Source organism: Paenibacillus sp. Root444D2, from assembly GCF_001426375.1.
Lineage (GTDB): Bacteria > Bacillota > Bacilli > Paenibacillales > NBRC-103111 > Paenibacillus_E.
Map to the genome: position 1 here is coordinate 1,373,869 of NZ_LMEO01000045.1, position 26,345 is coordinate 1,400,213.

General features: G+C 45.8%; 17 protein-coding genes, 3 tRNA genes and 1 rRNA gene (1 of these 21 running past the window's edge). 6 read left to right on the forward strand and 15 right to left on the reverse strand.

Annotated features, from left to right (window positions below):
* Nucleotides 1-78 precede the first annotated feature (78 nt).
* Nucleotides 79-4,749, reverse strand: coding sequence for a WIAG-tail domain (locus tag ASD40_RS27310; protein WP_057306240.1), 4,671 nt, complete (start codon nucleotides 4,747-4,749; stop codon nucleotides 79-81).
* A gap of 279 nt (nucleotides 4,750-5,028) precedes the next feature.
* Between ASD40_RS27310 and ASD40_RS27315 the strand changes: the two genes are divergently transcribed.
* Nucleotides 5,029-6,129, forward strand: coding sequence for a YheC/YheD family endospore coat-associated protein (locus tag ASD40_RS27315; RefSeq protein WP_057306241.1), 1,101 nt, complete (start codon nucleotides 5,029-5,031; stop codon nucleotides 6,127-6,129).
* Nucleotides 6,130-6,274: 145 nt separating this feature from the next.
* Here ASD40_RS27315 and nagZ read toward each other — a convergent pair whose 3' ends face one another.
* Together nagZ and ASD40_RS27325 are read right to left on the reverse strand one after the other, a co-directional pair.
* Complete coding sequence (gene nagZ, locus ASD40_RS27320; protein WP_057306242.1) at nucleotides 6,275-7,552, reverse strand: beta-N-acetylhexosaminidase; 1,278 nt, start codon at nucleotides 7,550-7,552, stop codon at nucleotides 6,275-6,277.
* A 69-nt stretch (nucleotides 7,553-7,621) separates the two neighbouring features.
* On the reverse strand, nucleotides 7,622-7,918 hold the full coding sequence (locus ASD40_RS27325; RefSeq protein ID WP_057306243.1) for a hypothetical protein: 297 nt from the start codon (nucleotides 7,916-7,918) through the stop codon (nucleotides 7,622-7,624).
* Between the two features lie 592 nt (nucleotides 7,919-8,510).
* Here ASD40_RS27325 and asd point away from each other — a divergent pair.
* Both asd and ASD40_RS27335 read left to right on the forward strand, forming a co-directional pair.
* Complete coding sequence (gene asd, locus ASD40_RS27330; protein ID WP_057306244.1) at nucleotides 8,511-9,299, forward strand: archaetidylserine decarboxylase; 789 nt, start codon at nucleotides 8,511-8,513, stop codon at nucleotides 9,297-9,299.
* A 30-nt stretch (nucleotides 9,300-9,329) separates the two neighbouring features.
* Nucleotides 9,330-10,589, forward strand: a complete 1,260-nt coding sequence (locus ASD40_RS27335; RefSeq protein ID WP_057306245.1) for an MFS transporter — start codon at nucleotides 9,330-9,332, stop codon at nucleotides 10,587-10,589.
* A gap of 307 nt (nucleotides 10,590-10,896) precedes the next feature.
* On the opposite strand, the gene ASD40_RS27340 is transcribed toward ASD40_RS27335, so the two are convergent.
* The 6 genes from ASD40_RS27340 to ASD40_RS27365 all read right to left on the reverse strand — a co-directional run bounded on the left by ASD40_RS27340 (nucleotide 10,897) and on the right by ASD40_RS27365 (nucleotide 17,541).
* Nucleotides 10,897-12,336, reverse strand: coding sequence for an NAD-dependent malic enzyme (locus tag ASD40_RS27340; protein ID WP_057306246.1), 1,440 nt, complete (start codon nucleotides 12,334-12,336; stop codon nucleotides 10,897-10,899).
* A 550-nt stretch (nucleotides 12,337-12,886) separates the two neighbouring features.
* Nucleotides 12,887-13,630 carry a glycosyltransferase family 2 protein gene (locus ASD40_RS27345; protein ID WP_057306247.1) on the reverse strand — a complete coding sequence of 248 codons (744 nt, stop codon included), beginning with the start codon at nucleotides 13,628-13,630 and terminating at the stop codon, nucleotides 12,887-12,889.
* Between the two features lie 4 nt (nucleotides 13,631-13,634).
* Entirely contained in the window at nucleotides 13,635-14,681 is a 1,047-nt protein-coding gene (locus ASD40_RS27350) for a glycosyltransferase family 2 protein (RefSeq protein ID WP_235549396.1), read from the reverse strand.
* An 11-nt stretch (nucleotides 14,682-14,692) separates the two neighbouring features.
* Nucleotides 14,693-15,490 (reverse strand): glycosyltransferase family 2 protein, encoded by a 798-nt coding sequence (locus tag ASD40_RS27355; RefSeq protein ID WP_235549397.1) that lies wholly within the window; start codon nucleotides 15,488-15,490, stop codon nucleotides 14,693-14,695.
* A gap of 149 nt (nucleotides 15,491-15,639) precedes the next feature.
* On the reverse strand, nucleotides 15,640-16,545 hold the full coding sequence (locus ASD40_RS27360) for an aminoglycoside phosphotransferase family protein (RefSeq protein ID WP_057306248.1): 906 nt from the start codon (nucleotides 16,543-16,545) through the stop codon (nucleotides 15,640-15,642).
* Between the two features lie 15 nt (nucleotides 16,546-16,560).
* On the reverse strand, nucleotides 16,561-17,541 hold the full coding sequence (locus ASD40_RS27365; protein ID WP_057306249.1) for a phosphotransferase: 981 nt from the start codon (nucleotides 17,539-17,541) through the stop codon (nucleotides 16,561-16,563).
* A 251-nt stretch (nucleotides 17,542-17,792) separates the two neighbouring features.
* On the opposite strand from ASD40_RS27365, the gene ASD40_RS27370 reads away from it, so the two are divergent.
* From ASD40_RS27370 to speD, 3 genes are all read left to right on the forward strand, one after another.
* Nucleotides 17,793-18,383 carry a GNAT family N-acetyltransferase gene (locus tag ASD40_RS27370; RefSeq protein WP_057306250.1) on the forward strand — a complete coding sequence of 197 codons (591 nt, stop codon included), beginning with the start codon at nucleotides 17,793-17,795 and terminating at the stop codon, nucleotides 18,381-18,383.
* A 115-nt stretch (nucleotides 18,384-18,498) separates the two neighbouring features.
* Nucleotides 18,499-19,809: an aminotransferase class I/II-fold pyridoxal phosphate-dependent enzyme gene (locus ASD40_RS27375; protein ID WP_057306251.1), complete on the forward strand. Its 1,311-nt coding sequence runs from the start codon at nucleotides 18,499-18,501 to the stop codon at nucleotides 19,807-19,809.
* Between the two features lie 161 nt (nucleotides 19,810-19,970).
* Complete coding sequence (speD, locus tag ASD40_RS27380) at nucleotides 19,971-20,342, forward strand: adenosylmethionine decarboxylase (RefSeq protein WP_057306252.1); 372 nt, start codon at nucleotides 19,971-19,973, stop codon at nucleotides 20,340-20,342.
* A gap of 65 nt (nucleotides 20,343-20,407) precedes the next feature.
* On the opposite strand, the gene metK is transcribed toward speD, so the two are convergent.
* The 6 genes from metK to ASD40_RS27410 form a co-directional block, all read right to left on the reverse strand.
* Complete coding sequence (gene metK / locus ASD40_RS27385) at nucleotides 20,408-21,625, reverse strand: methionine adenosyltransferase (protein ID WP_057306253.1); 1,218 nt, start codon at nucleotides 21,623-21,625, stop codon at nucleotides 20,408-20,410.
* A 30-nt stretch (nucleotides 21,626-21,655) separates the two neighbouring features.
* A complete protein-coding gene (gene mtnK / locus ASD40_RS27390) occupies nucleotides 21,656-22,870 on the reverse strand; it encodes an S-methyl-5-thioribose kinase (RefSeq protein WP_082562507.1) in 1,215 nt (404 codons plus the stop codon).
* 247 nt (nucleotides 22,871-23,117) lie between these two features.
* Nucleotides 23,118-23,199, reverse strand: a tRNA-Leu gene (locus tag ASD40_RS27395).
* A gap of 16 nt (nucleotides 23,200-23,215) precedes the next feature.
* Nucleotides 23,216-23,287: transfer RNA gene (locus ASD40_RS27400), tRNA-Gln, on the reverse strand.
* A gap of 16 nt (nucleotides 23,288-23,303) precedes the next feature.
* Nucleotides 23,304-23,376: transfer RNA gene (locus ASD40_RS27405), tRNA-His, on the reverse strand.
* A 227-nt stretch (nucleotides 23,377-23,603) separates the two neighbouring features.
* Nucleotides 23,604-26,345 (reverse strand): 23S ribosomal RNA (locus ASD40_RS27410) (it continues 113 nt past the right edge of the window).

Genomic DNA, 26,345 nt, shown 5'->3' on the forward strand with positions numbered 1-26,345 from the left:
GCCGCTAAACAACAAAAAACGGCTAGCTCGCAGAATCTGCGACACAAGCCGTTTTTTTATCGACTGAACCCTCATCATTTACAACTTCTTGCCGATAGCAATCCAATTTACGATACCCTCTTGATCCGGTGAAAACTTGGCACGTATAACCGATATTACCGCGTTTTCCATCGATTTAAATTTCACTGATACATAGCAGGCCTGATGATTCGTCATCGCTGTCAACACATAATTCTCATCCGCAAACTTCTCATCGAAGTGTACGTCCACTTCAATTATTTCATCCTGAATTTTCATTTCGAAAGGAACGAGCCCGAACTGCTGCGTAATATTTTTTTGCGTGCTTGGCGTCTGCAGAACATTTTCCGTTAACTTCGTTACGGAAAGCGTTCCATCTGCAATGTGCTCACTGCTTACAGCATTTGGTTTCAGCTTTGATCCGTCAATGCTGCCGCTCTTAATGTGAAAGTTGCTAATAGCTGCATAAGCCAGTTTGCTGCCATCAATACTGCCAACCGTAAGCTTCGAACCGTCCAACGCACCGTCTGCCAGATGGCTGCTATTCACTGCGCCAGCAACCAACTTGCTGCCATCAACGCTGCCAGCTGTCAGCTTCGATCCGTCTACGGAACCGGGGGCCAGATGACTGCTGTCCACGGCTCCAAACGCCAACTTACTGCTATCTACACTTCCTACTGCAAGCTTCGCTGCATCCACAGCGCCATCCATCAGGTGCTCATTCCTTACCGCACCCTCTACCAATTTACTGCTATCCACACTGCCTGCCGTCAGCTTGTGACCATCTACCGCGGCGTCAGCCAGATGCTCCTTAGTTACTGCGCCAACCATAATCTTACTGCCATCTACACTTCCTGGGGCCAACTTCGAACCTGATACAGCTTTATCGACAAGGTGTTCACCACTCACCGAGCCGCTGGCCAATTTACTACCGTTCACACTGCCGCCAGCCAGCTTCGCCTCATCCACTGCACCATCCGCCAGATGTCCATTCGTAATAGCGCCTGCGATGATCTTACTTCCATCCACGCTGCCAATGGTCAAATGATAGTTGCTAATGATGCCAGAGGCCAACTTGCTGCCATCAATACTTCCCGCAGCTAGCTTCGCGCCATACAATGCGCCATCAGCGAGATGATCGCCGCTAACAGCACCTGCGGTCAACTTACTGCCATCAACACTTCCTGCTGCCAGCTTAGCCCCATCAACAGCACCGTCGATAAGGTGAGCGTTGTTGACAGATGCAGCTGTCAGCTTGCTGCCATCTACACTTCCTGCGGCTAGCTTCGTATTATCCACTGCACCTTCTGCGATATGAAAACCACTAACTGCGCCAGATACCAGCCTGCTGCCATCCACACTGAACGGTGCCAACTTGCCGCTTGTGATGATTCCGTCTCCCAAATGCTCATTCGTAATCGCACCTGCCACTAGCTTGCTGCTGTCCACACTGTTTGGAGCCAACTTTGATGCATTAATGGATCCAGTAGCAATGTGATCGCTGTTCACGGCCCCAGTGACTAACTTACTGCTGTCAACCGTACCTGCTGCCAGCTTCGCACTCGTAACGGAGCCATCAATGAGGTGACCGCTGCCAACCGTTCCTTGAGCTAATTTACTACTTCCTACACTGCTGTCAGCGAGCTTTGACCCATCCACGATGCCATTCGCTAAGTGCTCATTATTTACAGCGCCTGCCGCCAGCTTCGATCCATCTACAACGCTATCAATGAGATGTTCCCGATGAACCGAACCCGCCATTAACTTCGTCGCATCCACACAACCTGCTGCCAACTTCACAGCATCTACAACACCATCTGACAGATGCTCATTCCTTATCAAGCCCGTTGTCAACTTACTGCCGTCAACGCTGCCTGTCGCCAGCTTCGCTCCATACACCGCGTTATCCGCTAGATGATAGTTACTAACAGCGCCAAGTATTAATTTGCTTCCGTCTACCGAATTCGCAGCAAGCTTATCATTATCAACAGCACCGATAGCCAGATGTTCGGTGTCAACAACCCCAAATCCTAGCTTTGTACCATCCACAGCGCCATCAGACAGATGTTTGCTCGTAACTGATCCTAGAGACAGCTTTGTACCGTCTACGCTGCCCATTGCCAGCTTCGAACTGCTTACAACACCATCCACTAAGTGCTCACTATTTACAGCAAGCGCTGAAATTTTGGAACTCGTGACAGCACCGTCTGCCAAATGTCTTCCGCTTAGTGCCCCGCTCACTAACTTGCTGCCATGAATACTTTCATTAGCCAGTTTAGCTGCTGTAATTGCCCCGTCAGCGATATGTTCACTATTAACAGCTTTCACAGTGATTTTGCGACTTGTCACACTCGCATCAGCTAAATTGGCTTCCATCACCGCTTGATCATCCAGTTTCCTTGTTGTGACTGCTCGATCCTGGAGTATTTTGGACGATACGGATTCAGCTTGCAGATGCTGCGTTCCAACCGCTCCGTTTGCCAGCTTCTCTTCTGTAACAGCTCCTTGAGCAAGTGTTTCAGACGTGATCGATCGTTCGACAAGTTTGGTTCCTTCCAGACTTCGGTCAGCGAAAATACCAATATTAATTGAACCTTGGGCTAAATGTTCGGACGTTATTGCACCTGGTTTAATGTGCATCCCTTTAATAATTTTCTCTTGCAAATGGCGGGTTTCAACAGACATTGAGGCCATTTTGCTGCTCGTTACAGCTTCTTCCGCGATTTTACTCGTTGTAATTGTTTCATCTTGCATATGAAGGGTTGTAATGGCCTCTTCAGCTATGTGTTCGCGCTGAACCGCTAACCACGCAATTTGTTTCCCGCCGATGGCTTGCTCGGCGACATGCTCCGAACGAATCACATTTAACCCGATCTTATCCCCGGTAACAATCCCATTCTGAAGGTGCTCTTTCCCAATTGCCTGATGGGTAATGTGTTGACCGAGTACGGCTACATCCTTCAAATGGATACTACTAATGATGCCTTCTTGCAAATGTCCTGTTTTGATGGAACTCGGAGAGATTTTATCTGAAGTTACACTTTCTTCCTTCAACTTCGAAGTATCTACACTGCCCTCTGATAATTTCTCATTCGTCACAGAACCCGCTTCAAGCTTAGCAGTAGAAATGATATGATCAGCCAAATGTGTATTCTGTATGGATTGTGTTTTAATATGTCTTCCTTCAACCGAGCCTTCGGCTAATTTAGAAGAGGTGATCGTTCCATCTTGAAGCTTTGAAGGCGTTATTTCACCATCAATCAAATGCCTATTACCAATCGTTTGACTGCGAATGTGCTTTCCTTCAACAAGGTCTTCTACCAATTTAGCTGATGTAATGGACCCATCTTTCAGTTTCGAGTTCGAAATGATAGCATCCGCAAGATGCTGGCTTTGAATGGCATTAGGATGAATGTGATTATCCATAATGAGGTTTTCTGCCAACTTATCCGATGTAATGCTTCCATCTGAAAGCAAGCTTCCATATAAAGCACCACTCGCAATATGCTCCGCATGAATCGAGCTTGCAGCAATATGACGACTGGTGATTGCTTCTTCGGTTATATGTTCACCATAGATGGAGGATTCCTGCAAATGTTTCGTCTCAATCGCAAGTGGAGCAATCTTCACGCTCGATACAGCCATATCCGCAATCTGATCGTGATTTACGGCATCCCACGCCAGCTTCTCTGTTGTGATCGACTCATTTTTCAAATGAAAGTTCTCAATCGCAAGATCAGCAATATGCGTTGTTTCGATTTGACGCGGAGCAATATTATGACTTAGAACACTGCCATTAGCCAAGTGCTCTCCATAAATGCTTTGTGGTTGAAAATGAACGGAGGTAATGCTCGCATTGGCGATTTTCTCTTCGGTCACAGCCTGATCTCTTAACTTATCCGTTGTAACGGAAGCATCCGTCAGCTTGGCGGTATCAATAATATAATTGGACAAATGCTTTGCTTGCACGGCGCCACTATGAATTTTCTCTCCAGTTATCGCTTGATTATCAATGAGTTCGCTCGTAATGATCAGCTCAGATAAATGTTGTGGAAGAATGGAACCGTGAGCTATTTTTAAGGAATCAATGGTTTGATCGGCAAGTTTATCGGCTGTGATACTATTGTCCAACAGTTTACTGCCTGGAATGGATTCATCCTGAATTTTATCACCCAAGATACTATGCGGGGCAATATGTTCATCGTTGATCGCTTGATGAGCGATCTTATCTCTTGTTACACTTCCCGGAGCAAGCTTCGAGTTTTCGATAGCAAAATCCTTCAGAGCCTTAGTACCGATACTGAGTGGTTTGATTTTACTCTCATCAACAGAGCGATTTGCAATTTTCTCCCAAGTAATCGCTTCTTCCACAATATCATCTGTATAGACGACAGGGTTTGCAAATTTCCCCGTTTTCCTTTCAGAGAGCAATAACAGCGGTGGTGCGGGAGCGGTAGAAGTAGTGGAAACCTTCATAAGATTGGTTTGCTTGTTAATTTTGGACGTTTCTACTGGGGATTTCACATTTCCTTTGACTGGCGGAAGTGGATCACTCGGTACCGTCTTCTGAACGGGTTCGACTTTCTCTATTTTCTCTGCTTTCTCTGCTTTTTCTTGCTTCACTGGAGCTGATACTGGTTCAATCTCATCTATCCAATCCAGTTCGTTCACCCTGCTGGAGTTCACTTTTTGCACAAATGGTCTTACTCTGCTGCTCTTACGCTTAGTCATAGACTCCTCTCCATTCTCCAAGAATTAGTCACTTGTAACATATTCAGTCTCCGCCCGATAGGTACGCTAGCCCGAGAAAATGTGCGCTAACCTAGATAAATGGTCGAATTCACCAACTACTCTCTATACATATGCGGATTAAAAGGCGAAGCTTGGGCATTTGTTCTATTTCCTCTTGGAAAGTATAAGCATCCGTACAAACAAGCACCCCTGCTTTTCCATAAACTAAGGAGAGTCTCCATTTCATAAAAGCCCTCTGAAGAAGAAGGAGTGAAGTAGATGGCAAATCCCTATGTGGGTATTTTAGTCAACGATTCCTTATACGCAGGCATTCCCCTAGGGAACACGCAGTATGAAGCTATTCCATATTATGATGAAGCTGGCAAGCATTACGGTGTAACTCCTTGTTATTTCCGCCTCCAGGATGTCCAAATCGATAAGATGAAAGTACACGCTTATGTACAAGAAGGTCGTTGCTTTGAGCTAAAATGGTTGGATCTTCCCAAGGTTATCCACAATCGAGCGATTTATTTGGACCATGCTTCTTATCAGAAACTGGAGGAATGGACCAAACGAGGCGTCATCTTGTTTAACAGATGGAATCGCTATAGCAAACTTCGAATTCACGATCTTTTGATGAAAAATGATAGTATTCGCCCCCATCTGCCAGGGACTTATCCAGCTACCTTGAAAAATATGAAAATCATGATGTCAACCTACGACTCTCTCATTATTAAACCAACCAATTCTAGCATCGGACGTGGTGTGATGAAAATGGATCGCCGTGTCAGGAGCTGGACGCTCATTTACCCGGCAAGCATGAAGATCAGCAACCGAATCTGGCGGACAGTAAGCTTCCGTCATTACCTTCCCTTGACCTTACGTCGCAAAATCCAAAGCAAAACCTACATGATTCAGCAGCGTCTGCCCCTGGCTACATTTGATGGCCGCCCCTTCGATCTTCGCATATCTGTTCAACGCGGGGCATCAGGAGAATGGGGGATAACAGGTATGGTTGCGAAAGTCGCGTCACGCGAACTCTTTCTCACCAACGTAGCGCAGGGTGGAGAATTGCAAACTTTACCCCATATTCTAACCACCGAATACCCTCACCTTAATCAAGAAGACGTATTACACCAAATTACCGACTTCTCCCTGCGTATAGCCCGGCATCTCAGTACAGAACTGCCCTACTTAGCTGATATCGGGCTTGATGTAGGGATCACATGCTACGGATTTCCATTATTTATTGAATGTAATGGAAAAGATCAACGCTACAGCTTCCTTAATGCCAACATGCAGGAGATATGGAAAGCTACTTATTTTAACCCTATCGCCTATGCCAAATTCTTGTTAGATGGCGGCATCCCCCCACTATAAACCAAGGATAAACGACTCCGTCGTCCTTCTGGGACGAGCGCGTTTGTATCAAGACTGATGACGCGAAGTGTAATAAAACTTATACTTTCTTATCTACGCGCAAAAAAAAAAACACCGTGCTGCGAATAAATCCGCAGGAACGGTGTTATTTGTTTGCATTTGTTCCTAATACGCTTTGAACCTCAGCGTTCAGTTTCTTCGTATCAGGGACTTTAATCGGACGATCATTTAGTTGGTATTTTTGTTTCACCTTCGTGACTTGACGAACACTTTGGTTGATTGTTTCCATCGGTATTCGCCCGGATTGAACGGCTTTTCGCAGTGCCTCTATGACCGTTACGACCCTCTCATACTCATGTCCGACCATAATGACATTTGCCCCCGCAAGAACAGACTTTACGGCGGCCTCACCCTGATCATAGTTCTTGATGATGGCCCCCATCGTCATATCATCGGTCATGATGAGTCCCTCAAACCCCATTTCCTTGCGCAAAAGATCTGTCATAATCTTTTTCGACATCGAAGCAGGATTCTGAGCATCCACTTTAGGCAGCAGAATATGAGCGACCATGACCGCATCAGCCTGATGCTTGAAAGCTTCTGCGAACGGAACCAGCTCAAGCTTACGTAAGCGTGCGAGGTCATTTTGGACGATCGGCAGTCCCACATGCGAATCTACCGAAGTATCACCATGCCCTGGAAAATGCTTTACAACAGGGACAACCTGCTGTTTCTGCAGTCCATTCATCATTTGAACACCAAAGCTGCTCACGATAGAAGCGTTAGATCCGAAGGAACGATCGCCAATGACCGGATTATTAGGGTTACTATTGACATCCAAATCGGGTGCGAAATCCATATTTAAGCCATAAGCATTTAGTTCTTTTCCAAGAAGTTGGCCGATATTATATGCCAGCGCAGGACGGCCCGTCTTACCGATGTCTTTGCTGGTCGGTGTTTTCGTAATCTCATCCGGCAACCTTGTCACTCTGCCGCCTTCTTCATCTACACCCAACCAAAGCGGAAGCTTATTCACGGCATTCGTCAGTTTCAATTCATTAACTAGATCTACCAACTGAGTCGTATTTTTCACATTAGGCTTGTATAATATAATCCCGCCAACGTGATAAGTTTCAATCAGTGCACGTGCATGTACATTCATACTGTACTCATCGATTCCCGCTATAATCATTTGTCCTATCTTTTCTTCCAGCGTCATCGCCACAGCATCGCTTGTTGCGACTGGTGTTGGTATTGGAGTCGGTGTTGGTGTAGTTTCCACTCTCGGCGGTGTCGCGGCGGGTGCTGAGGAAGATGGACTGACTCCCGGTCCCGGGTGAGACGACGAACAGCCTGTTAAGAGCAGTGAGAACGCAGCTGCGAACCAAGCACCCCTGATCAATAATGGTAAATCTCGTTTCATCTTCATCTACCTTCCCTTTTGAACCTAATCTTCTTAACGATCCTCAACCTGAAATTGTTGCATGACCGATTATTCACTTCTAAGCTCTTTCAGCGTCCATCTCAGTAACGTGTAAATCCCATAACACCCCAAGTAAGCTCCGCTTAACAGGAATAGCTCATTTTGAAAAATGCCGTGAATATTCGTCATAAATACCGTCTCATCTCTTAAAATCTCATATATAGCGAGCACGCTGATGATACCAAACACATAGGCACACCCCACTGCCAGCACATGATATACAATTCGGCACATTGTGAACAGCCAAGCACTGATTAACATGCAAATCGGAATCAGAATACTAAGTACCACGATTATTATGGGCATGTTGTTATTTCACCTCATCAACAGCATTGACGGTTTCCTTTCCGGAAATACCAAAGGCATATTAATCCATTTTGTGATATGATTGATAGTGATAGTAAAGCGTTTACATGAAGGCTTCTCCTGCTAGGATCCGGCTCGTATCCATCACAAGGAAAAGAGGTCTATTAATGAAAAAGAATATCGTCTTACAGTATTCGCTGCCCTTAGATGCTTCCTTTGAGCTAATCGCAAGCTGCAAGTCCTGTACGAGTATTTCTGATCATTCATCTCGAACCCCTGTCCAATGTATCAAGTTCGCCGGCTCCTCGGTTCCCATCTCCGTTAACCTCGCTACCTGCTATACCTGCGGGGATTATAAGCAAAGCTAGCATATTCCACCTCAAACAGCCATTAGGCTGTTTTTTTCTTGCACTTACCTTGCATTCCTTCCTCATTCGACAATTGATTCTTTTACCTTTCTGTGGCAAGATTAGCGAAGAACAATATATAGGGATCTTTGATCTTGATCAAAGTCTCTCCGCACGAAGGAAGCATTGATCCGTGATCGATCAAAGTCTCTCCTAAACACGAATGAACAGGAGTTTTTCAATCTATGTCTAAACCATTTTTTCGATTGCTAACGGAGCTGTCTTCACGCAAATGGGTGTCCCAAGTGACAGGTGCTTTTGCCAGATCCAAAGCAAGCCGGATCTTCATTCCTCGCTTTGCCCAAACCTACGGAATACGCATCGAAGATGCTGAGAAGCATTTACAGGATTATAAATCTTTGAATGATTTCTTCACACGCAGATTAAAGCCAGGGTTACGCCCTATTCACGAAGACCTAACTCGCGTTGTGAGTCCTGTTGATGCCATGATTACGGGTATCGGCGACATTAAAAAAGGCTTGATTGTGAATGTCAAAGGTCAAGACTACACCATCGAAGAGCTGCTTAATCGTTCCCCTCGTACGGTCAACTATAAGAATGGCTTTTATTTTGTTCTGTACCTAAGTCCTACCGACTACCACCGCATTCATTCGCCGATTTCAGGTGATGTGCTTGAGAGCGAGCATGTCCTTGGGAAAGTATATCCTGTGAATGAGTTTGGCCTTCGTCATATGAAGAGAGTACTAAGTCGTAACGAACGGTTAATCACATTTATCCAGCACAATGCCGGTGAAGTTGCTGTGGTAAAGGTTGGGGCCCTTAACGTAAGTTCTATTCAATATGTGAAGCCTCTTCCCAAAACGCTTGAGCGAGGTCAAGAACTAGCCTACTTCGAGTTTGGTTCAACGGTCGTTCTCCTTTTTGAAGATGATATGTTTGAGCCTCGCCCAGATCTGCAGCTCGGTTCTAAAGTTAAAATGGGAGAAGACCTCGGCCGTTTCCTAGAAAAATAAAGGGAATATGTGATTGGAGAGGAGAGAACCATGGCGTCCATTACAGCATCATCTCCCGAACAAAGCTCCAAGAGCTTACATGGTACCGGAGACGTCAAACCTACCGTATATCGTATTTTATTCGCAATTGGTCTTGTCCATTTACTCAACGATTCGATTCAATCTGTCATTCCTGCTATCTTTCCCATTCTAAAAAGCGAGATGGGACTTAGCTATGCACAGATTGGTTGGGTGCAGTTCGCCATTAACTTCACGGCTTCCATCATGCAGCCAGTTGTCGGCTTATACACAGATCGCAAACCTTCACCCTATATGCTGCCGATTGGCATGGCCTCCACCCTAACGGGTATGCTGCTGCTCGCATTCGCACATTCGTATTGGGTCGTGTTATTGTCTGTTTGCTTTGTAGGACTTGGTTCAGCCGCCTTCCACCCGGAAGGGTCTCGTGTCTCACACATGGCCGCGGGAGGTCGCAAAGGACTGGCTCAGTCCATTTTCCAAGTTGGCGGTAACGCCGGTCAATCTTTGGCCCCCATGATGACCAAATGGATTTTCATTCCACTTGGATTATTCGGTTCCATATGGTTCACAGGTGTAGCAGCTGTAGCTATCGCCGTGCAATTATATATCGCTCGCTGGTATAAATCCGTGCTGCTTGCCACACCGGTTAAAGCTAAGACAATCGTACAACGCACCGTCAACCCACAGCGGCGCAAGCAAGTCACGTTTGCGATTTGCCTACTTGTTTTTCTTGTATTCGTCCGTTCTTGGTATGGAGCAGCCATGAGCGGCTACTTCGCCTTTTTCTTGCAGGATACATACGGCATGTCAATCGACCGCGCACAAGACTTTATCTTCTTATTCCTAGCGGCTGGAGCGGTTGGAACATTTTTTGGCGGTCCACTTGCTGACCGCTTCGGTAAGCGTAATCTCATTTTCTTTTCCATGCTTGGTTCAGCGCCTTTTGCTTTGCTGTTACCGCATGTGTCAATAACTTGGGCTTACATTTTACTTGTCATTATCGGTATCATCCTATTATCCAGCTTTTCCGTTACCGTTGTGTATGCTCAAATGCTATTCCCTGGGAAAGTCGGGACAGTTTCTGGCTTAATTACAGGCTTAGCCTTCGGAATGGGCGGTATCGGGAGTGTCGTCCTTGGCAATCTCTGCGACACCTTAGGCACGACGCGTGTTATGGAAATGTGTGCATTTCTACCGCTCCTTGGTATCCTGACCTTCCTTCTCCCTTCGGATCGCAAGTTAAGACAATGGACTGAAGAATCTAACTAGCAAAAAGACCTTGTTAGGCAAGCTGAAATGCATCAGCTGCTGAAACAAGGTTTTTTTCGGCCCTTTCTAGTTGCGAGTCGCGGCAACCAGGCACTTCCTTAGCGGAGCAGACCCCCTTCCTCCAGTCGTAGCCACCTCTTTCCTCCGGCACACTTACTCATCATTTTGATGCACAAACTGCAACTAGTGTGGTTTTGCGCATCACACTGCTAGCTACCTGCTTTGCCTCAAATATCATCTATTGGCAGAACAAAAAAACAGTTCGGATACCTCATTGAGGTGTACCGAACTGCTAATTCATCACGACTTATTCGTGGTGTGCATCATGTGTCTCACGCTGGTTGCGGCGGCGGGCCACACCGGATTCATAGGCGGCTTCCATGACTGCTTCCCTTACCTTTTCAACAACAGCCGTGTTGAACACGCTTGGAATAATGTAATATTCGTTCAATTCATCTTCATTTACTACCGATGCAATGGCTTTGGCTGCGGCCAGCTTCATTTCTTGCGTGATGCGTGAAGCACGGCAATCCAGCACACCGCGGAAAATCCCCGGGAAACAAAGAACATTATTAATTTGATTCGGGTAATCCGAACGACCTGTTGCCATCACACGAACATAAGGTTCAGCTTCCTCCGGCGTAATTTCCGGTGTTGGGTTTGCCATCGCGAACACAATCGGATCCGTGCCCATTCTCTTCACATCATCAGCCTTAAGTACACCTGGCCCCGATAATCCAATGAAAATATCAGCACCTGGTATCACATCAGACAGAGGTCCTTTTTGTAAAAACGGATTTGTATTGTTTGCATACCATTCCCAAGCCGAATTCGTATAGTTCTCTCCGCGTACAATTGCGCCTTGTCGATCTACACCGATAACATTTGTAACACCGGCAGCTAACAGCATCTTCGTACAGGCAATCCCCGCAGCTCCAATGCCCGTGATAACTACTTTACAATCTTCCAAATTCTTGCCCACGAGCTTAACTGCATTGAGCAGCCCTGCAAGAATAACTACTGCCGTTCCATGTTGATCATCGTGGAACACAGGAATATCGAGCTCATTGATTAATCTTTCCTCAATTTCAAAACAACGAGGAGATGAAATATCTTCTAAATTAATACCGCCGAATGCTGGTGCAATCGCTTTTACCGTACGAATAATTTCTTCGGTATCCTGCGTGTCCAAACAAATCGGGAACGCATCTACACCGGCCATCTGCTTGAACAGCATAGCCTTTCCTTCCATCACCGGCATCGCCGCTTCCGGACCGATATTTCCTAATCCTAGGACCGCTGTGCCATCCGATACAACAGCAACCGTATTCCGTTTTATCGTTAATGAGTGTGCTTTATTAGGGTCTTCATGAATAGCCATACAAACGCGAGCAACACCCGGTGTATATACACGAGATAGGTCGTCCCGGTTTTTAATAGGCATTTTCGGAGTCACTTCGATCTTGCCGCCCAAATGCATGAGAAACGTTTGGTCTGAAACGTTAATTAACCGGACGCCAGGAATATCCTTCAACACTTTGGTTATGGATTCCGTATGTTCAGGGTCGCTAACTTTTACTGTAATATCGCGCGTTGTTGTTGTTTTACTAGCTCTTGTTACGTCGATCGCGACAATATCGCCGCCTGCTTCACCTATTGCTGTAGCGATTTTTCCAAAAGTGACTAATTCTTTATGTATTTCCAAACGCACAATAACGCTTGTGCCTCCACCATTTAACCCCGCCATAATAAGGATCACTCCTAAGTAGATAATTAATTGACCATCAGATTAGATCATAGCATACAATGTCAACCTTGCCAAAAATCATATTGGTCATTTTGTGACAATTTCATAAACATGTCGTAGGAGAGCAACGCCGCGGCGAATCTCCTCTTTGGTGAGGTGAGAAAAATCCGTGCCGCAACGCAATTCCCTTTTAATAAACCCTTCAGGATCTACTCACTTACTAGACCGCCTTAATAGCTTGCACAACCATAATAATTATGTGTCGGGGATATAGCGATGATCGTATGTCTTTATCATAGACATTTGCCCAATCTGCCAATACACCAACTGCATATGGTAAGACAGGTGAAGCGCACGAGTCATCGCTAGCATGACTAATATGGGCACAGGAGATCGCCAAAAACAAGGTTACTATATGGTTTCATGAACGCTTATTGGGGGATTATTAAGGCGATTTCCAGGGAAATCGCCGATTTTTGTCGACTTGTCATTCATTTTGGAAAAACCCCTTGACTGAGAAAGTGCCTTGATAGGTGGAACGTGGAGACGATTATAAAAACTGCAGCGGATCCACTTTCCATTTTTCGAGAAATCTTTTGTAGTTTTTGTTGACCAATTTAGTCAGCTGTTCCTTATCCATCTTATTGAAACTTTTGCTGCCGTGATGGTGAATGATGACATCCCCTGCCAGCATAAGCTCAAATCCAGCTAACCTGGCGCGATAACAATAATCGTCGTCCTCGTAATGGCCGGGTGTAAATTGTTCATCTAATAAGCCAATCTTGTTCATCACTTCCCTTTTAAAAAGGAAGCATAAGCCTACCAATCGGTTAAGTGGCATCCGCAGCTCCGGGTTCTGCATATTGGCTGTGGCGGCAATTTCGTGAAACTGGGATAAATCCGTATAGCCGGAATCCTTCAGCTGCCGGCCGCTCGTGTAATTTGTATAGGGACCAACGATACCGATGCGTTTACTGCTGTAAAGGCAGTTTAGCATATTGGATAACCAGTTGTGGGTAACAACGATATCGTTATTCAGCAAGAGAAGCGCGTCTCCAGTCGCTATCTTAAGACCCAGATTACACGCTGCTGGAAACCCTTTGTTTTTAGGAAGCGAGATCAAGCGGATTTTTTCCTGTACACAGTATTTAGGAGTCCCGTCATCGGAGCCGTTGTCTACTACGATAATTTCATAATCTTCGTGTGTATAGCTACGGATGGCCTCTACACATTCTCTAAGCAGCTCCAGTCCGTTATAGCTAGGAATGATGATGCTTGTTTTAATTTTGTTCATTTACCTAGCCTCCCGCCAGATGCCTTTTTCGCATGTTATCTTTGAAACTAAGCCTCTTGCCACGGCGCGACATGACTTTATGCAAGGCTTCCAGGTGATCGCCTATAATCAATTGGGTCAAGGGATTATGCCGACCGTGGTTGAGACCTGATCTTCGATTGCTATTCAGGACGTTTATGCTGGCCGAAGCCTTTACTTTTAACTTCTTTTTCATGGCAATCACCTGAGCGAGAGGCGGTACGGATAGATTCGCCAAACCTATGGTCTCCACTGCTGATCTGGAGAGGGCATGAGGTATAGCTGTCATGGAGTTCGCCATTAAGTCGGCTCTTCCCATGGCCCGATTGACGAATTCTTTAACAACCGATACCGCGTCACGGGAACCCAATTTATGGATAAAAGGGCTTATGTCATTGAGTGCAACATCCGTTCCCTTATCAACTGCATGGATAAAAGGGATAAGCTTTTTATAGGAAATGCGAATATCCCCGTCAAGAAACAAAAGAATGTCCGACTGGGAGACATTGGCTCCTATCGATCTCCCGACATCGTGTCCGAGCGCTTCTTCATAGTGGAGCACGATTGGCGCGGCACGGTGTTCCCTAATGCGCTCGAAGCTTTTATCATTCGACCCGTTAACCACTACGATGACCTCGTGAAAAGGGAGGCACTCAAGCTCGTCAAGCACCTTGGAAATCGTGTCATCCTCGTTCTTGACGCTTATAATGGCAGCGACCTTCTTATCTGTGGGAAGCGGGACCAAGCGTGTGTACTTCTCCCCGATTTCCGAATAAAATCCTTTGAAAAACTTACGCGCTGCGGAATGATAGAGTGTTGTGCTTATTGCCCGGGGAAGACGGGAAGCCCATTTGTTCCACTCATGATTCATCGCGGATTTGGCGGGCTCAAAGCCTCCGGTTTCCTTCTCGAAGCGGGAGCCATAACGTGATCCCGCCTCATAGGCCTTCCTCTTCCATCTTTTTATCTCTTTGGTATTCATTTGAGATCGGGTGGATTGGGAGGTCCGTTTTGATTTTAATTTTGACTTCACAGCCCTTATCATTATTTCACCATCTTTCTATTCCGATCTAGATCGGTCATTCCTCCACGGTGATCGGTTTTGTCCAATAGATGTTGAATAGCTTCCAGGTGGTCCCCAATAATTAAGTTTTTCAACGGGTCATTTGGACCTCGCCGTTTTCGTGGATTCGTTTTGCCTACTTCAAAATAGTGGACACCTTTTAGCACCAAACCTTTATTAGCTGCGATGGCCTGCGCTTTGGGGGGAACCGTTAAATTCTCCGCTCCGATTTGCTCCAGTGCTTTACGGCTTAGGGCATGGGGAATAGCCGTTAAAGAAGCACCCTTCAGGTGAGGTAAAGACAACATGTTGTTTAACGCGTACTTGGAAAGAACAACACTGTGGACATTTTTTCTTGCCAACGTGCCGTTAAATTTGTTTAAGGCTACATCCACGCCGTTTTTTACCGCACGAACTAGTCGTTTCAATGCATTGGTTGGGAAGATGATATCTCCATCCAGAAACAAAAGCACATTTCCTTTGGCTGCTTTTGCCCCTATGCTTCTTCCTACGTCATGGCCCAGAGCCTTCTTATAGGTAATCATCCGAGCCCCCATTTGTTTAGCCACTTTGTCGGAGCCGTCCCGTGATCCGTTCGCCACAACGATAACCTCTGTCTTAGGATGAACTTTTCTAGCATTGGCGATGACCCGGGCGATCGTCCGTCTTTCATTCATAAGCGGTATAATGACAGAAACTTCTGGGTTTTTGGAATTAAGGATACGCTGCGGGGTAGTGGTTTTCTTCTCTACGACACTGCCTCTTTTTGGTAACGCCACAAAATACACCTCCAAGATTAGCATTCTTCCAGTCATACCCCATTGTATGTCCCTGAAAATTATATGTAACGGCATTAGTACAGGTCTAGGTACAGATGCATATAAACAGGAAAAACGTCAGCTTTATGCTGACGTTTTTCAGTAAATACTTATAATATCTTACGCAATGTTCTTTTATATCCCGAAAGTCTACTGGATGATGGAAGCTCAATATGACGAAGGTACTGATTTCCGAATTGTCTCATGGCACGGACAAGCGGATAGGGGAGCAGGAGAAGCATATATAACAAATGCAGATCTTCAGCTGAAAGGGGACGTTTCCGGTCGTACTCCTCGATTCCCTTCAGTACGCCTCTTCCATTCCAAGGATAGTTCCGGTATAAAATATGGGCTAAATCTATCATTCTTACGTTCAAAGACGCATTCTCCAGATCAATCAGATGAAGATGATTGGAACGGTCCAATACTAAGTTAGGATAATTGTAATCTCCGTGGGAGAAAGCCCCGGCGTTCCGTTCCATCTCTACAGCACTAGCAATAGCAGGCTTTTGGCTGAATGCTTCAGCTTTATAGCAGCAATCGATAAAACGGTCGAGACTGCCACCATGACGGCGAATCTCGGAACGGTAATCGCCTGGCCGCTGATACAATTCGTCATAGCGGATTCTGCCGTTTGGTATTCCTTCAGCAGTAAATCCTTCCGCTAGGCGATGAAACTTTGCCAAGGTTCGGAACCCCTTCATGAGCTCCGATTCCCGGGTAAAATTCGGTGACCGCCCCTTCACCCAATTGGTCAGCAGCCAATATTGCCCCCGGTGAAAGGACCAAAGTTTCTGGCCGGGGCCTTCAACAGGTTTAGGGGCATACCGATAGCCTTTATCGTCAAGATGTACAAAAAGCTTTCTTATAAAAGCAACCTCGTCTTCCCCGGTTGAATAAGGTTTATAACAAAGAGTACGTCCCGTTGTAGTGAAGACTTGGTAGACGTCTCGAATTTTCTTTCTCCTTTTAACCTGTAAGCCGAAATCCTTATTGAAATCAGTCCATAACGGCATGTTACCCCTCCCTCACTACTGCCTAGACCAGGTGTCGATCCACTTGATGGCTATTAGCCTACTATTCCATGTTTTATTTAAAACATTTAAAAGGGGACCATATTTACGTCCGTTCATAGCATATTGGCAGACATACCAGGCCTCTCTGGGGATGCGGTAAAGGGAGCTGATCAGCTCTTTCTCTCTACGGCGAAGCGGACGCACCTCTTCATACCCCTTTAGGAATGCTGCCATTTTTGAAGGTTCAAATCCCGCCGTATTGGTAAGTGCTACGACCAAATCGTAATAACTAGAGCCTCGTTTCATTAAATCCCAGTCGATCAAATAAATACGGTTTTTCGATTGCAGGATATTTGCTACGGTAACATCCCCATGCACGAGGGAGGGATGACGGCATTCCTCCCTCAACGTTGAGCGAATTTTTGATGTTCCAAGCGAATGTATAGCCTCTCGGCTTAATTCAATGCAGAGATCCCCATGATGCCTAAACCAAGTTCCTGCTTTGGTAGGCTTTCTCCGAAGATTCTTCAAACGTCTTAGGAATGCGTAATATTTTCTCCTATGACGCAGCGTAACAGAATCGGGTTGGCGGGGAAGCTTCAAATTACGCGAAACCGAATGCAGTCTGGCTAGCATTCTCCCTAACTTGACAAGATCCTCCTTGCTCCTGCTCATTTTTCTGCCCTGGATCCAATCGGTTAAGTAAAAAAACTTCCCCCCCTCCTGCTCCCAATATTTCCCCGATCGGGATCTTAACCATTTGGGCATGCCGTGAAAGCCTCTTTTGTGCAATTTGACCGCATAGGATGATAGCTGGATTAGACGGCTTTTCGATCCTATAAAAGGTTTAATCATATATGTTCCTTTGTTCGTCGTTACCCGGAATGCGGCAGTTTTTTTATACTGTGAGGAGTAGGAGCGGGTCTTTCTGATAGAAAACCCGTAGGAACGGGCAATTTTCTTGAAAATTAATCGATAGCCATGCGTTCTAGCCATGAAACGTCTCCTTCCTAAAAGCCTATAAAGCATTGCCTTTTACAATTTATTAATGTTGATACGGATTGGTGTTCATACCCCGGTGGAAAATCAAAATATTTGATAAATACCCCAAAGATATCACCACCTTTGTATCGTAAGACTGGTACATATAAATAAAACTAAATTGGGTCTTTCTATTACTCTACTTTTCAATTATGCTAACTAAAATCACATATACAAATAACCAAATAACAAGGAGAACATTCCCAATGAATCTACACACCGATATTCTAAAAGGAACACGTGTCGTTCTACTGCCCATGGAAGAATCCCATATAACCGGTCTTGCAGCAGCTGCCGCCGACCCAAACATATGGGCATATATGACGCCGCTTCTTAGTTTCGCAGATGTAGAGAAATTTGTTCACCAAGCACTAGAAGAACAAAAGGCAGGATTGGGCATCCCTTACAGCGTCTACGACAAGCATACCGATTCTTTCGTCGGCAGCACACGTCTCTTCGATATTTCAGCACAACATCGTAATCTGGAGATCGGTCATACCTGGTACAATTCTCAAGTGTGGCGTACGCGCGTTAATACTGAATGCAAATATTTACTGTTGAAGCACTGTTTCGAATCCTTAAATCTTCTTCGCGTCCAATTAAAAACGGACCTACGGAACGAACGCTCCCAAACAGCTATTGCTCGATTAGGCGCCCAAAAAGAAGGTATTCTCCGTCAACATCGTATACTTCACGATGGCTATATACGGGACACTGTCATGTTTAGTATCCTTGACACCGAATGGCCTGAAGTTAAACAGCGATTAGAAGGTTTTTTAAATAAAGTTGGCGTATAATTTCATATCCAAAACCAATCCGAAAATATTTGTTTCACGCAGTGACGTACACTTGTTAAAGTGGTATAATAACTGCAAAAAATGAATAGCTCATTGGAAGGAATGACCCACTCTTATGAATCCTCTGGCACGACAGTTAAACGAGACCCTGGAACGTGAAAATTCTCACGTGCATGACATGCTTTCTGCATTAGGTAGATCGATTTACTTCCCGAAAGAAGGCATTCTCAGCCAATCTGCTGAAGCAAAGGCCAAAGCCAAAAAATACAATGCTACTATCGGTATTGCTATCGAAAATGGTCAACCTATGCATCTGAAGGTCATTCAAGACACACTCTCCACCTACGCTCCAAAAGATATATATGAATACGCTCCACCTGCCGGTAAACCTGAACTTCGTACAGCGTGGCGCAAAAAAATGCTTGAGGAAAATCCCGAGATTGGCAGTAAACTGATTGGGAACCCGATTGTTACAAATGCCTTGACCCATGGTCTTAGCATTGCCGCTGACCTTTTCGCAGATGTTGGTGACGCAGTCATTATTCCAGATAAAAACTGGGAAAATTACGAGCTCACCTTCGAAATCCGCCGCGGTGCCCAAATCGTGAATTACCCGTTATACAACGAGCAGCAGAAATTTAATGCAGCTGGACTTCGTGAAGCTCTTTTTGCTCAAAAATCCAAGGGCAAAGCGATCGTTGTCTTGAACTTCCCGAACAATCCGACAGGCTATACACCTGGGGCCGAAGAGGGGAAAGAGATTACTGCTGCCATCAAAGATGCTGCTGAAGCAGGCATCAACGTCATCGTACTTACGGACGACGCATACTTCGGTCTTTTCTTCGAAGGTTCTATGCACGAGTCATTATTCGGTCAATTGGCTGACATCCACCCGCGTGTACTCGCAGTCAAAATCGATGGAGCCACCAAAGAAGAGTACGTCTGGGGCTTCCGTGTAGGCTTCATTACGTATGCAGGCCAAAGTGAAGCACTTCTCAGCGCCTTGGAGCAGAAAACAATGGGAATCATCCGTGCGACCATTTCCAGCGGTCCTCACCCGTCTCAAACATTCGTGCTTCATGCACTTAAGTCTCCAGAGTTTGGTCAACAGAAGCAAGAGAAATACGAGATCATGAAAGGCCGCGCTAACCGCACCAAGTCCATTCTGGACAGCGGAAAGTTTGACGATGCATGGGGCTACTACCCCTTCAACTCCGGTTACTTCATGTGCTTGAAGCTTAAAACCGTTGACGCCGAAGCCTTACGTGTACACTTGCTGAATCAGCATGGTGTAGGCACGATCGCCCTCGGATCTACTGATCTTCGCGTTGCTTTCTCCTGTATTGAAGAAGGTAACCTCGAAGAGCTATTCAACCTCATTTATCAAAGCGTTAAAGAAATAGAGACCGTCTCAGCTAGCAAATAATAAGAACAAAAAGAGCACTTCCTAACCTCAAGTTAGAGAGTGCTCTTTTTTGTTCTTCTCGTTTGTTCGTGGCTTTCACTACAATTAGTCACTTTACTAGATCACTCTTCCTTTTTTATTCATAGAATATTATGAAGTTGAAATTTGAAGGGGTGATAGATTTGCAATACTCAACATTTGGCAGGCATACGGTTGTTGACGTTTGGGGGGTAGATTCCAGTTTTCTAGATAATGTTGATTTTTTACAGCTAATTATGGTGAATGCGGCTGAGAAAAGCAGTGCTACAGTGCTGTCAGTCATCCATAAAAAATTCATTCCAAGTGGCTGTTCAATACTTGTTCTTTTATCTGAAAGTCATCTTTCCATTCACACATATCCGGAGGAAGATTTTGCGGCAATAGATTGTTACACCTGCGGAAAGAGAGTAGACCCTAAAATAGCGATCGATTATTTAGTTGATATATTAAAACCCCAGAAAATGTATACAAAAACATTAGTTCGCGGTTCTAATGAAATAGTGGTTTTAGATTAATATAAAAAGCCTCTTGCGAATGAAGAGGCTTTTAGTGTTGGGTTATATACATAAATGGTTCTTGATCATTCCCCTACTGGCCCTATTGCTGCTTCTTTTTTTAACAATTCCGCTTTATCTGTCTGTTCCCAAGGAAATTCAACATCCGTCCGGCCAAAATGTCCATATGCTGCCGTGTTCTGATAGATAGGTTGGCGTAGATTGAGCATTTTAATAATGCCTGCTGGACGTAGATCAAAGTGTTTGCGAACTAATTGAATAAGAGAGTCATCGTCAATGATTCCCGTACCAAATGTTTCGATAGCTATACTAACCGGATGTGCCACTCCAATCGCATAAGCAATCTGAATTTCACACTTTTGAGCGAGACCAGCTGCAACAATGTTTTTTGCTACATAACGCGCGGCATAAGCAGCCGAGCGGTCAACCTTGGTGGGATCTTTACCCGAAAATGCCCCCCCGCCATGACGAGCATAACCGCCATAAGTATCGGCAATAATTTTACGCCCCGTTAATCCTGCATCTCCTTCTGGACCTCCGATCACGAAACGGCCTGTTGGATTAATAAAATATTTTGTATTTTCATCTATCAAATCCGTTGGAATGACAGGTAAAATCACAAACTCATGCATATCTTTTTTAATTTGCTCTAGGGACTCTTCAGGATCATGTTGAGCTGAGATTACGATCGTATCGATTCGGATGGGGTAATCGCCTTCATATTCTACGCTAACCTGCACTTTCCCATCGGGACGCAAATAAGGTACCGTCCCGTTCTTACGTACTTGAGCCAATTGGTAGGCCAGCTTATGGGACAGAGATATCGGCAATGGCATCAATTCCTCGGTTTCATTACAAGCGAAACCAAAAATCAATCCTTGATCACCAGCACCAGTCTCTTCAGACTCTCCATCGTTCAGCTTGCCTTCGCGAATTTCTAAAGCTTTATTGACCCCCATTGCAATATCAGGAGATTGTTCATTAATGGCGATTAAGACTGCACATGAATTAGCATCGAAACCGAGCTCAGCTCGTGTATATCCAATGTTACTAATTGTTTTTCGAACAACTTTTTGATAATCAATAGACGCATTTGCCGTAATCTCGCCAGTTACAAGTACAAACCCCCGACCTACACAACATTCACAACCAACGCGTGCATTCGGATCTATCTCGTATATAGCATCTAAAATTCCATCAGAAATTTGGTCACATAGCTTATCAGGATGGCCTTCAGTCACCGATTCAGATGTAAAGAGATGGTTTCTTTTTTTAATAGTCATATACATGACCTCCCAAATAATAATCCCCTTTTATAACTCCCCCCACCCTGCTATCTGTCTTACACGGGATGTAATGTCGTTGATTCTTTGAACTTGCCGTCTTTCTAGTACCAGCTCTTGTCCGATCGAAAGCGCTAGCTTTTCAGATTTTGCCCGCAAACTTGGATCATTTATACTTTCCAGATCCCATACATGTGCTAGACCTATGATTCTACGAATCATTTTACAACCCGCATAGCCTGCAGTATCTTCAAGTACTTGGAGTAAGTAATGATCTACGTATCCTGGGATTACCGCCATTCTTTCTTTAGACTCTTTTCCCCATAAATCCCTAAACTCTTTTTCAAAGTAAGTCCATATTTGTTCGATCATCGTAAGCAGATAAGCTTGATAATCCATTCGCTCCCGCGAGTCCATAGTGTGTCCTTCATGGGAGGCAAAGCTAAGTAATAGGTTACCTATCACAGCGCCGATATCAAAACCAATAGGGCCATAAAAGGCGAATTCAGGATCAATCACCTTAGTATCCTCTTTCGTTACCATGATGCTCCCGGTATGAAGGTCCCCATGGATGAGTGCCTGGGCATGAGTGAGGAAACCTTCCTTTAATTTTGCGACCTCAAGTTTCAGTTGGTAATTCTCCCATATTTCAACCACCTTATCTGCTATCCATGGATTAAATTGATTGGTTTCTGAAGCGAAATAGGGATCCGTAAAAATAAGATTTTCGGATATCTTGCACATTTCCGGATTAGAGAATTGAACCACTTTTGCCTTTTTCACTTGAGCGGGCAATGCCAAATCAGACGTCAAATACAAAGTTCTCGCTAGGAAGGTCCCAATATGACGTGCAAAATAAGGATAGCGTTCTCGGGCAACCAATCCTTTACGCATATTTAGGTGGCTCGATAAATCTTCCATCACCGTCAATGCCATCGTACTATCATAATGATAGACAATAGGCACTAAACCTGGGCAAATAGAATGTTGAGCAATTAATCTCTGACTCTCAATTCGTGCCCGGTCAAGGGTCAATGGCCAAGATTCCCCAACCACTCGCGCATACGGAAGCGCCTGCTTCATTATGATGCTTTTTCCTGAACTTTTGTCTGTAATACGAAAGACGAGATTCAAATTTCCATCGCCAATTTCTTGGCAAACCAACTGTGCATTTGTCATAAACAAGTTTCTTAACTTTCGGGCATAATTCATAGCACGATACTCATTAAGGATTTGGTATTGAATCACACTTTCATTCCTCCTTCCTCCTCATGTAGAAAGTAATTCTATTCTATTAATAATCAAAGGAAGAAGTTTTGGTGTATGTAAAAAGCAAAAATAGTGAAACAGACTACATATTTAGGTCACAATAAGAGAATCTATCGATGGAAGCGAAATATTAATGTGTCTAGACCCTGTCTGTATATTGCGTATCATTCGTGATAACGCAAAAAAACCCTTAACTAGTAAGGGTTCTTGCTTAAAATAGGGATGCGGTCGGAGGGATTTGAACCCTCACGCCTTGTGAGCGCCACCCCCTCAAGATGGTGTGTCTGCCGTTCCACCACGACCGCGTATGAAATTAGAAAACTGGGGATCTAGGATTTGAACCTAGGCATGACGGAGTCAAAGTCCGTTGCCTTACCGCTTGGCTAATCCCCATTATGAAAGGGAAAAGGGCGACCGATGGGACTTGAACCCACGAATGCTGGATCCACAAACCAGTGCGTTAACCCCTTCGCCACGATCGCCACAGTAGGGATTTATTCCCTGAARACTAGATACGAAACTTGCGTAAAGTTAGATGTTCTTAGGTTTCAAGTAGAGAAACTTTAATCTACGATTAAAGATCCCAAAGCAGAGAGACTTTTGACTTCGTCAAAAGATCCCTATATTAGGTTAAGCCCTCGACCGATTAGTATTCGTCAGCTGCATGCATTGCTGCACTTCCACCTCGAACCTATCAACCTCGTCGTCTAAGGTTAAGCCCTCGACCGATTAGTATTCGTCAGCTGCATGCATTGCTGCACTTCCACCTCGAACCTATCAACCTCGTCGTCTACAAGGGGTCTTACATACTGGGAAATCTCATCTTGAGGGGGGCTTCGCGCTTAGATGCTTTCAGCGCTTATCCCCTCCGTACATAGCTACCCAGCGATGCCTCTGGCGAGACAACTGGTACACCAGCGGTACGTCCATCCCGGTCCTCTCGTACTAAGGACAGCTCCTCTCAAATTTCCTACGCCCGCGACAGATAGGGACCGAACTGTCTCACGACGTTCTGAACCCAGCTCGCGTACCGCTTTAATGGGCGAACAGCCCAACCCTTGGGACCTACTTCAGCCCCAGGATGCGATGAGCCGACATCGAGGTGCCAAACCTCCCCGTCGATGTGGACTCTTGGGGGAGATAAGCCTGTTATCCCCAGGGTAGCTTTTATCCGTTGAGCGATGGCCCTTCCATTCGGTACCACCGGATCACTAAGTCCGACTTTCGTCCCTGCTCGACTTGTAGGTCTCGCAGTCAAGCTCCCTTATGCCTTTGCACTCTGCGAATGATTTCCAACCATTCTGAGGGAACCTTTAAACGCCTCCGTTACATTTTAGGAGGCGACCGCCCCAGTCAAACTGCCCACCTGACACTGTCCCCATACCGGATCACGGTACCAGGTTAGAACTCCGATACGATCAGGGTGGTATCCCAACGATGCCTCCACCCAAGCTGGCGCTCAGGCTTCAAAGGCTCCCACCTATCCTGTACAGATCGTACCAAAGTCCAATATCAAGCTGCAGTAAAGCTCCATGGGGTCTTTCCGTCTTGTCGCGGGTAACCTGCATCTTCACAGGTATTAAAATTTCACCGGATCTCTCGTTGAGACAGCGCCCAAGTCGTTACGCCATTCGTGCGGGTCAGAATTTACCTGACAAGGAATTTCGCTACCTTAGGACCGTTATAGTTACGGCCGCCGTTTACTGGGGCTTCAATTCATAGCTTCGGGTTTGACCCCTAACCACTCCTCTTAACCTTCCAGCACCGGGCAGGCGTCAGCCCGTATACTTCGCCTTGCGGCTTCGCACAGACCTGTGTTTTTGCTAAACAGTCGCTTGGGCCTTTTCACTGCGGCCCCCTCGGGCTATTCACCCTACCGAGGCACCCCTTCTCCCGAAGTTACGGGGTCATTTTGCCGAGTTCCTTAACGAGAGTTCTTCCGCGCGCCTTAGAATTCTCTTCTCACCCACCTGTGTCGGTTTGCGGTACGGGCACCTTCGCCTGGCTAGAAGCTTTTCTTGGCAGTGTGAACTCATGACCTTCGGTACTTAAARTTTCCCTCCCCATCACAGCCCAGCCTTACGATGTGCGGATTTGCCTACACATCAGCCTCACTGCTTGGACGAGCATCCATCAGCTCGCGTCACTATCCTTCTGCGTCACTCCATYGCTCATAACGGCTACGGTGGTACAGGAATTTCCACCTGTTGTCCATCGACTACGCCTTTCGGCCTCGCCTTAGGTCCCGACTTACCCTGAGCGGACGAGCCTTCCTCAGGAACCCTTAGGTTTTCGGCGGATCAGATTCTCACTGATCTTTTCGTTACTTATACCGGCATTCTCACTTGTATGCGCTCCACCTGTCCTTACGGTCAGAATTCWACGTACATACAACGCTCCCCTACCCATGCACWWAMGTGCAAGCCATAGCTTCGGTGGCGTGTTTAGCCCCGTTACATTTTCGGCGCAGAGTCACTCGACCAGTGAGCTATTACGCACTCTTTCAATGGTGGCTGCTTCTAAGCCAACATCCTGGTTGTCTGTGCAACTCCACATCCTTTCCCACTTAACACACACTTGGGGACCTTAGCTGATGGTCTGGGCTGTTTCCCTTTTGACAATGGATCTTAGCACTCACTGTCTGACTCCCGGATTTAAGTTTGTGGCATTCAGAGTTTGACTGGACTTGGTAACCCTTGGCGGGCCCCGCACCCAATCAGTGCTTTACCTCCACAACTCAACATCCGAGGCTAGCCCTAAAGCTATTTCGGGGAGAACCAGCTATCTCCGAGTTCGATTGGAATTTCTCCGCTACCCCCACCTCATCCCCGCATTTTTCAACATGCGTGGGTTCGGGCCTCCAGTGAGTGTTACCTCACCTTCACCCTGGACAGGGGTAGATCACACGGTTTCGGGTCTACGTCCACGTACTAAAGCGCCCTATTCAGACTCGCTTTCGCTGCGGCTCCGYCTTTTCARCTTAACCTCGCACGGGAACGTAACTCGCCGGTTCATTCTACAAAAGGCACGCCATCACCCATATAGAGGGCTCTGACTTTTTGTAAGCACACGGTTTCAGGTTCTTTTTCACTCCGCTTCCGCGGTGCTTTTCACCTTTCCCTCACGGTACTGCTTCACTATCGGTCACTAGGGAGTATTTAGCCTTGGCAGATGGTCCTGCCGGATTCCGACGGGGTTTCACGTGACCCGCCGTACTCAGGATMCCTCTAGGGRTTTCGTTCGATTTTGGCTACAGGGCTTTTACCTTCTATGCCGGACCTTTCCAGATCACTTCGCCTACCGAACTAACCCCAYAACGAGGTCCTACAACCCCAAGGAGCAAGCTCCTTGGTTTGGGCTATTCCGCTTTCGCTCGCCGCTACTGACGGAATCACTTTTGTTTTCTTTTCCTCCAGGTACTTAGATGTTTCAGTTCCCTGGGTATGCCTTC

Bases quoted from the DNA above. Each gene is read 5' to 3' on its own strand.
- ASD40_RS27310 (WP_057306240.1), bottom strand. From the start codon at position 4,749: ATGACTAAGCGTAAGAGCAGCAGAGTAAGACCATTTGTGCAAAAAGTG.
- ASD40_RS27315 (WP_057306241.1), top strand. From the start codon at position 5,029: ATGGCAAATCCCTATGTGGGTATTTTAGTCAACGATTCCTTATACGCA.
- nagZ (WP_057306242.1), bottom strand. From the start codon at position 7,552: ATGAAACGAGATTTACCATTATTGATCAGGGGTGCTTGGTTCGCAGCT.
- ASD40_RS27325 (WP_057306243.1), bottom strand. From the start codon at position 7,918: ATGCCCATAATAATCGTGGTACTTAGTATTCTGATTCCGATTTGCATG.
- asd (WP_057306244.1), top strand. From the start codon at position 8,511: ATGTCTAAACCATTTTTTCGATTGCTAACGGAGCTGTCTTCACGCAAA.
- ASD40_RS27335 (WP_057306245.1), top strand. From the start codon at position 9,330: ATGGCGTCCATTACAGCATCATCTCCCGAACAAAGCTCCAAGAGCTTA.
- ASD40_RS27340 (WP_057306246.1), bottom strand. From the start codon at position 12,336: ATGGCGGGGTTAAATGGTGGAGGCACAAGCGTTATTGTGCGTTTGGAA.
- ASD40_RS27345 (WP_057306247.1), bottom strand. From the start codon at position 13,630: ATGAACAAAATTAAAACAAGCATCATCATTCCTAGCTATAACGGACTG.
- ASD40_RS27360 (WP_057306248.1), bottom strand. From the start codon at position 16,545: ATGCCGTTATGGACTGATTTCAATAAGGATTTCGGCTTACAGGTTAAA.
- ASD40_RS27365 (WP_057306249.1), bottom strand. From the start codon at position 17,541: ATGGCTAGAACGCATGGCTATCGATTAATTTTCAAGAAAATTGCCCGT.
- ASD40_RS27370 (WP_057306250.1), top strand. From the start codon at position 17,793: ATGAATCTACACACCGATATTCTAAAAGGAACACGTGTCGTTCTACTG.
- ASD40_RS27375 (WP_057306251.1), top strand. From the start codon at position 18,499: ATGAATCCTCTGGCACGACAGTTAAACGAGACCCTGGAACGTGAAAAT.
- metK (WP_057306253.1), bottom strand. From the start codon at position 21,625: ATGACTATTAAAAAAAGAAACCATCTCTTTACATCTGAATCGGTGACT.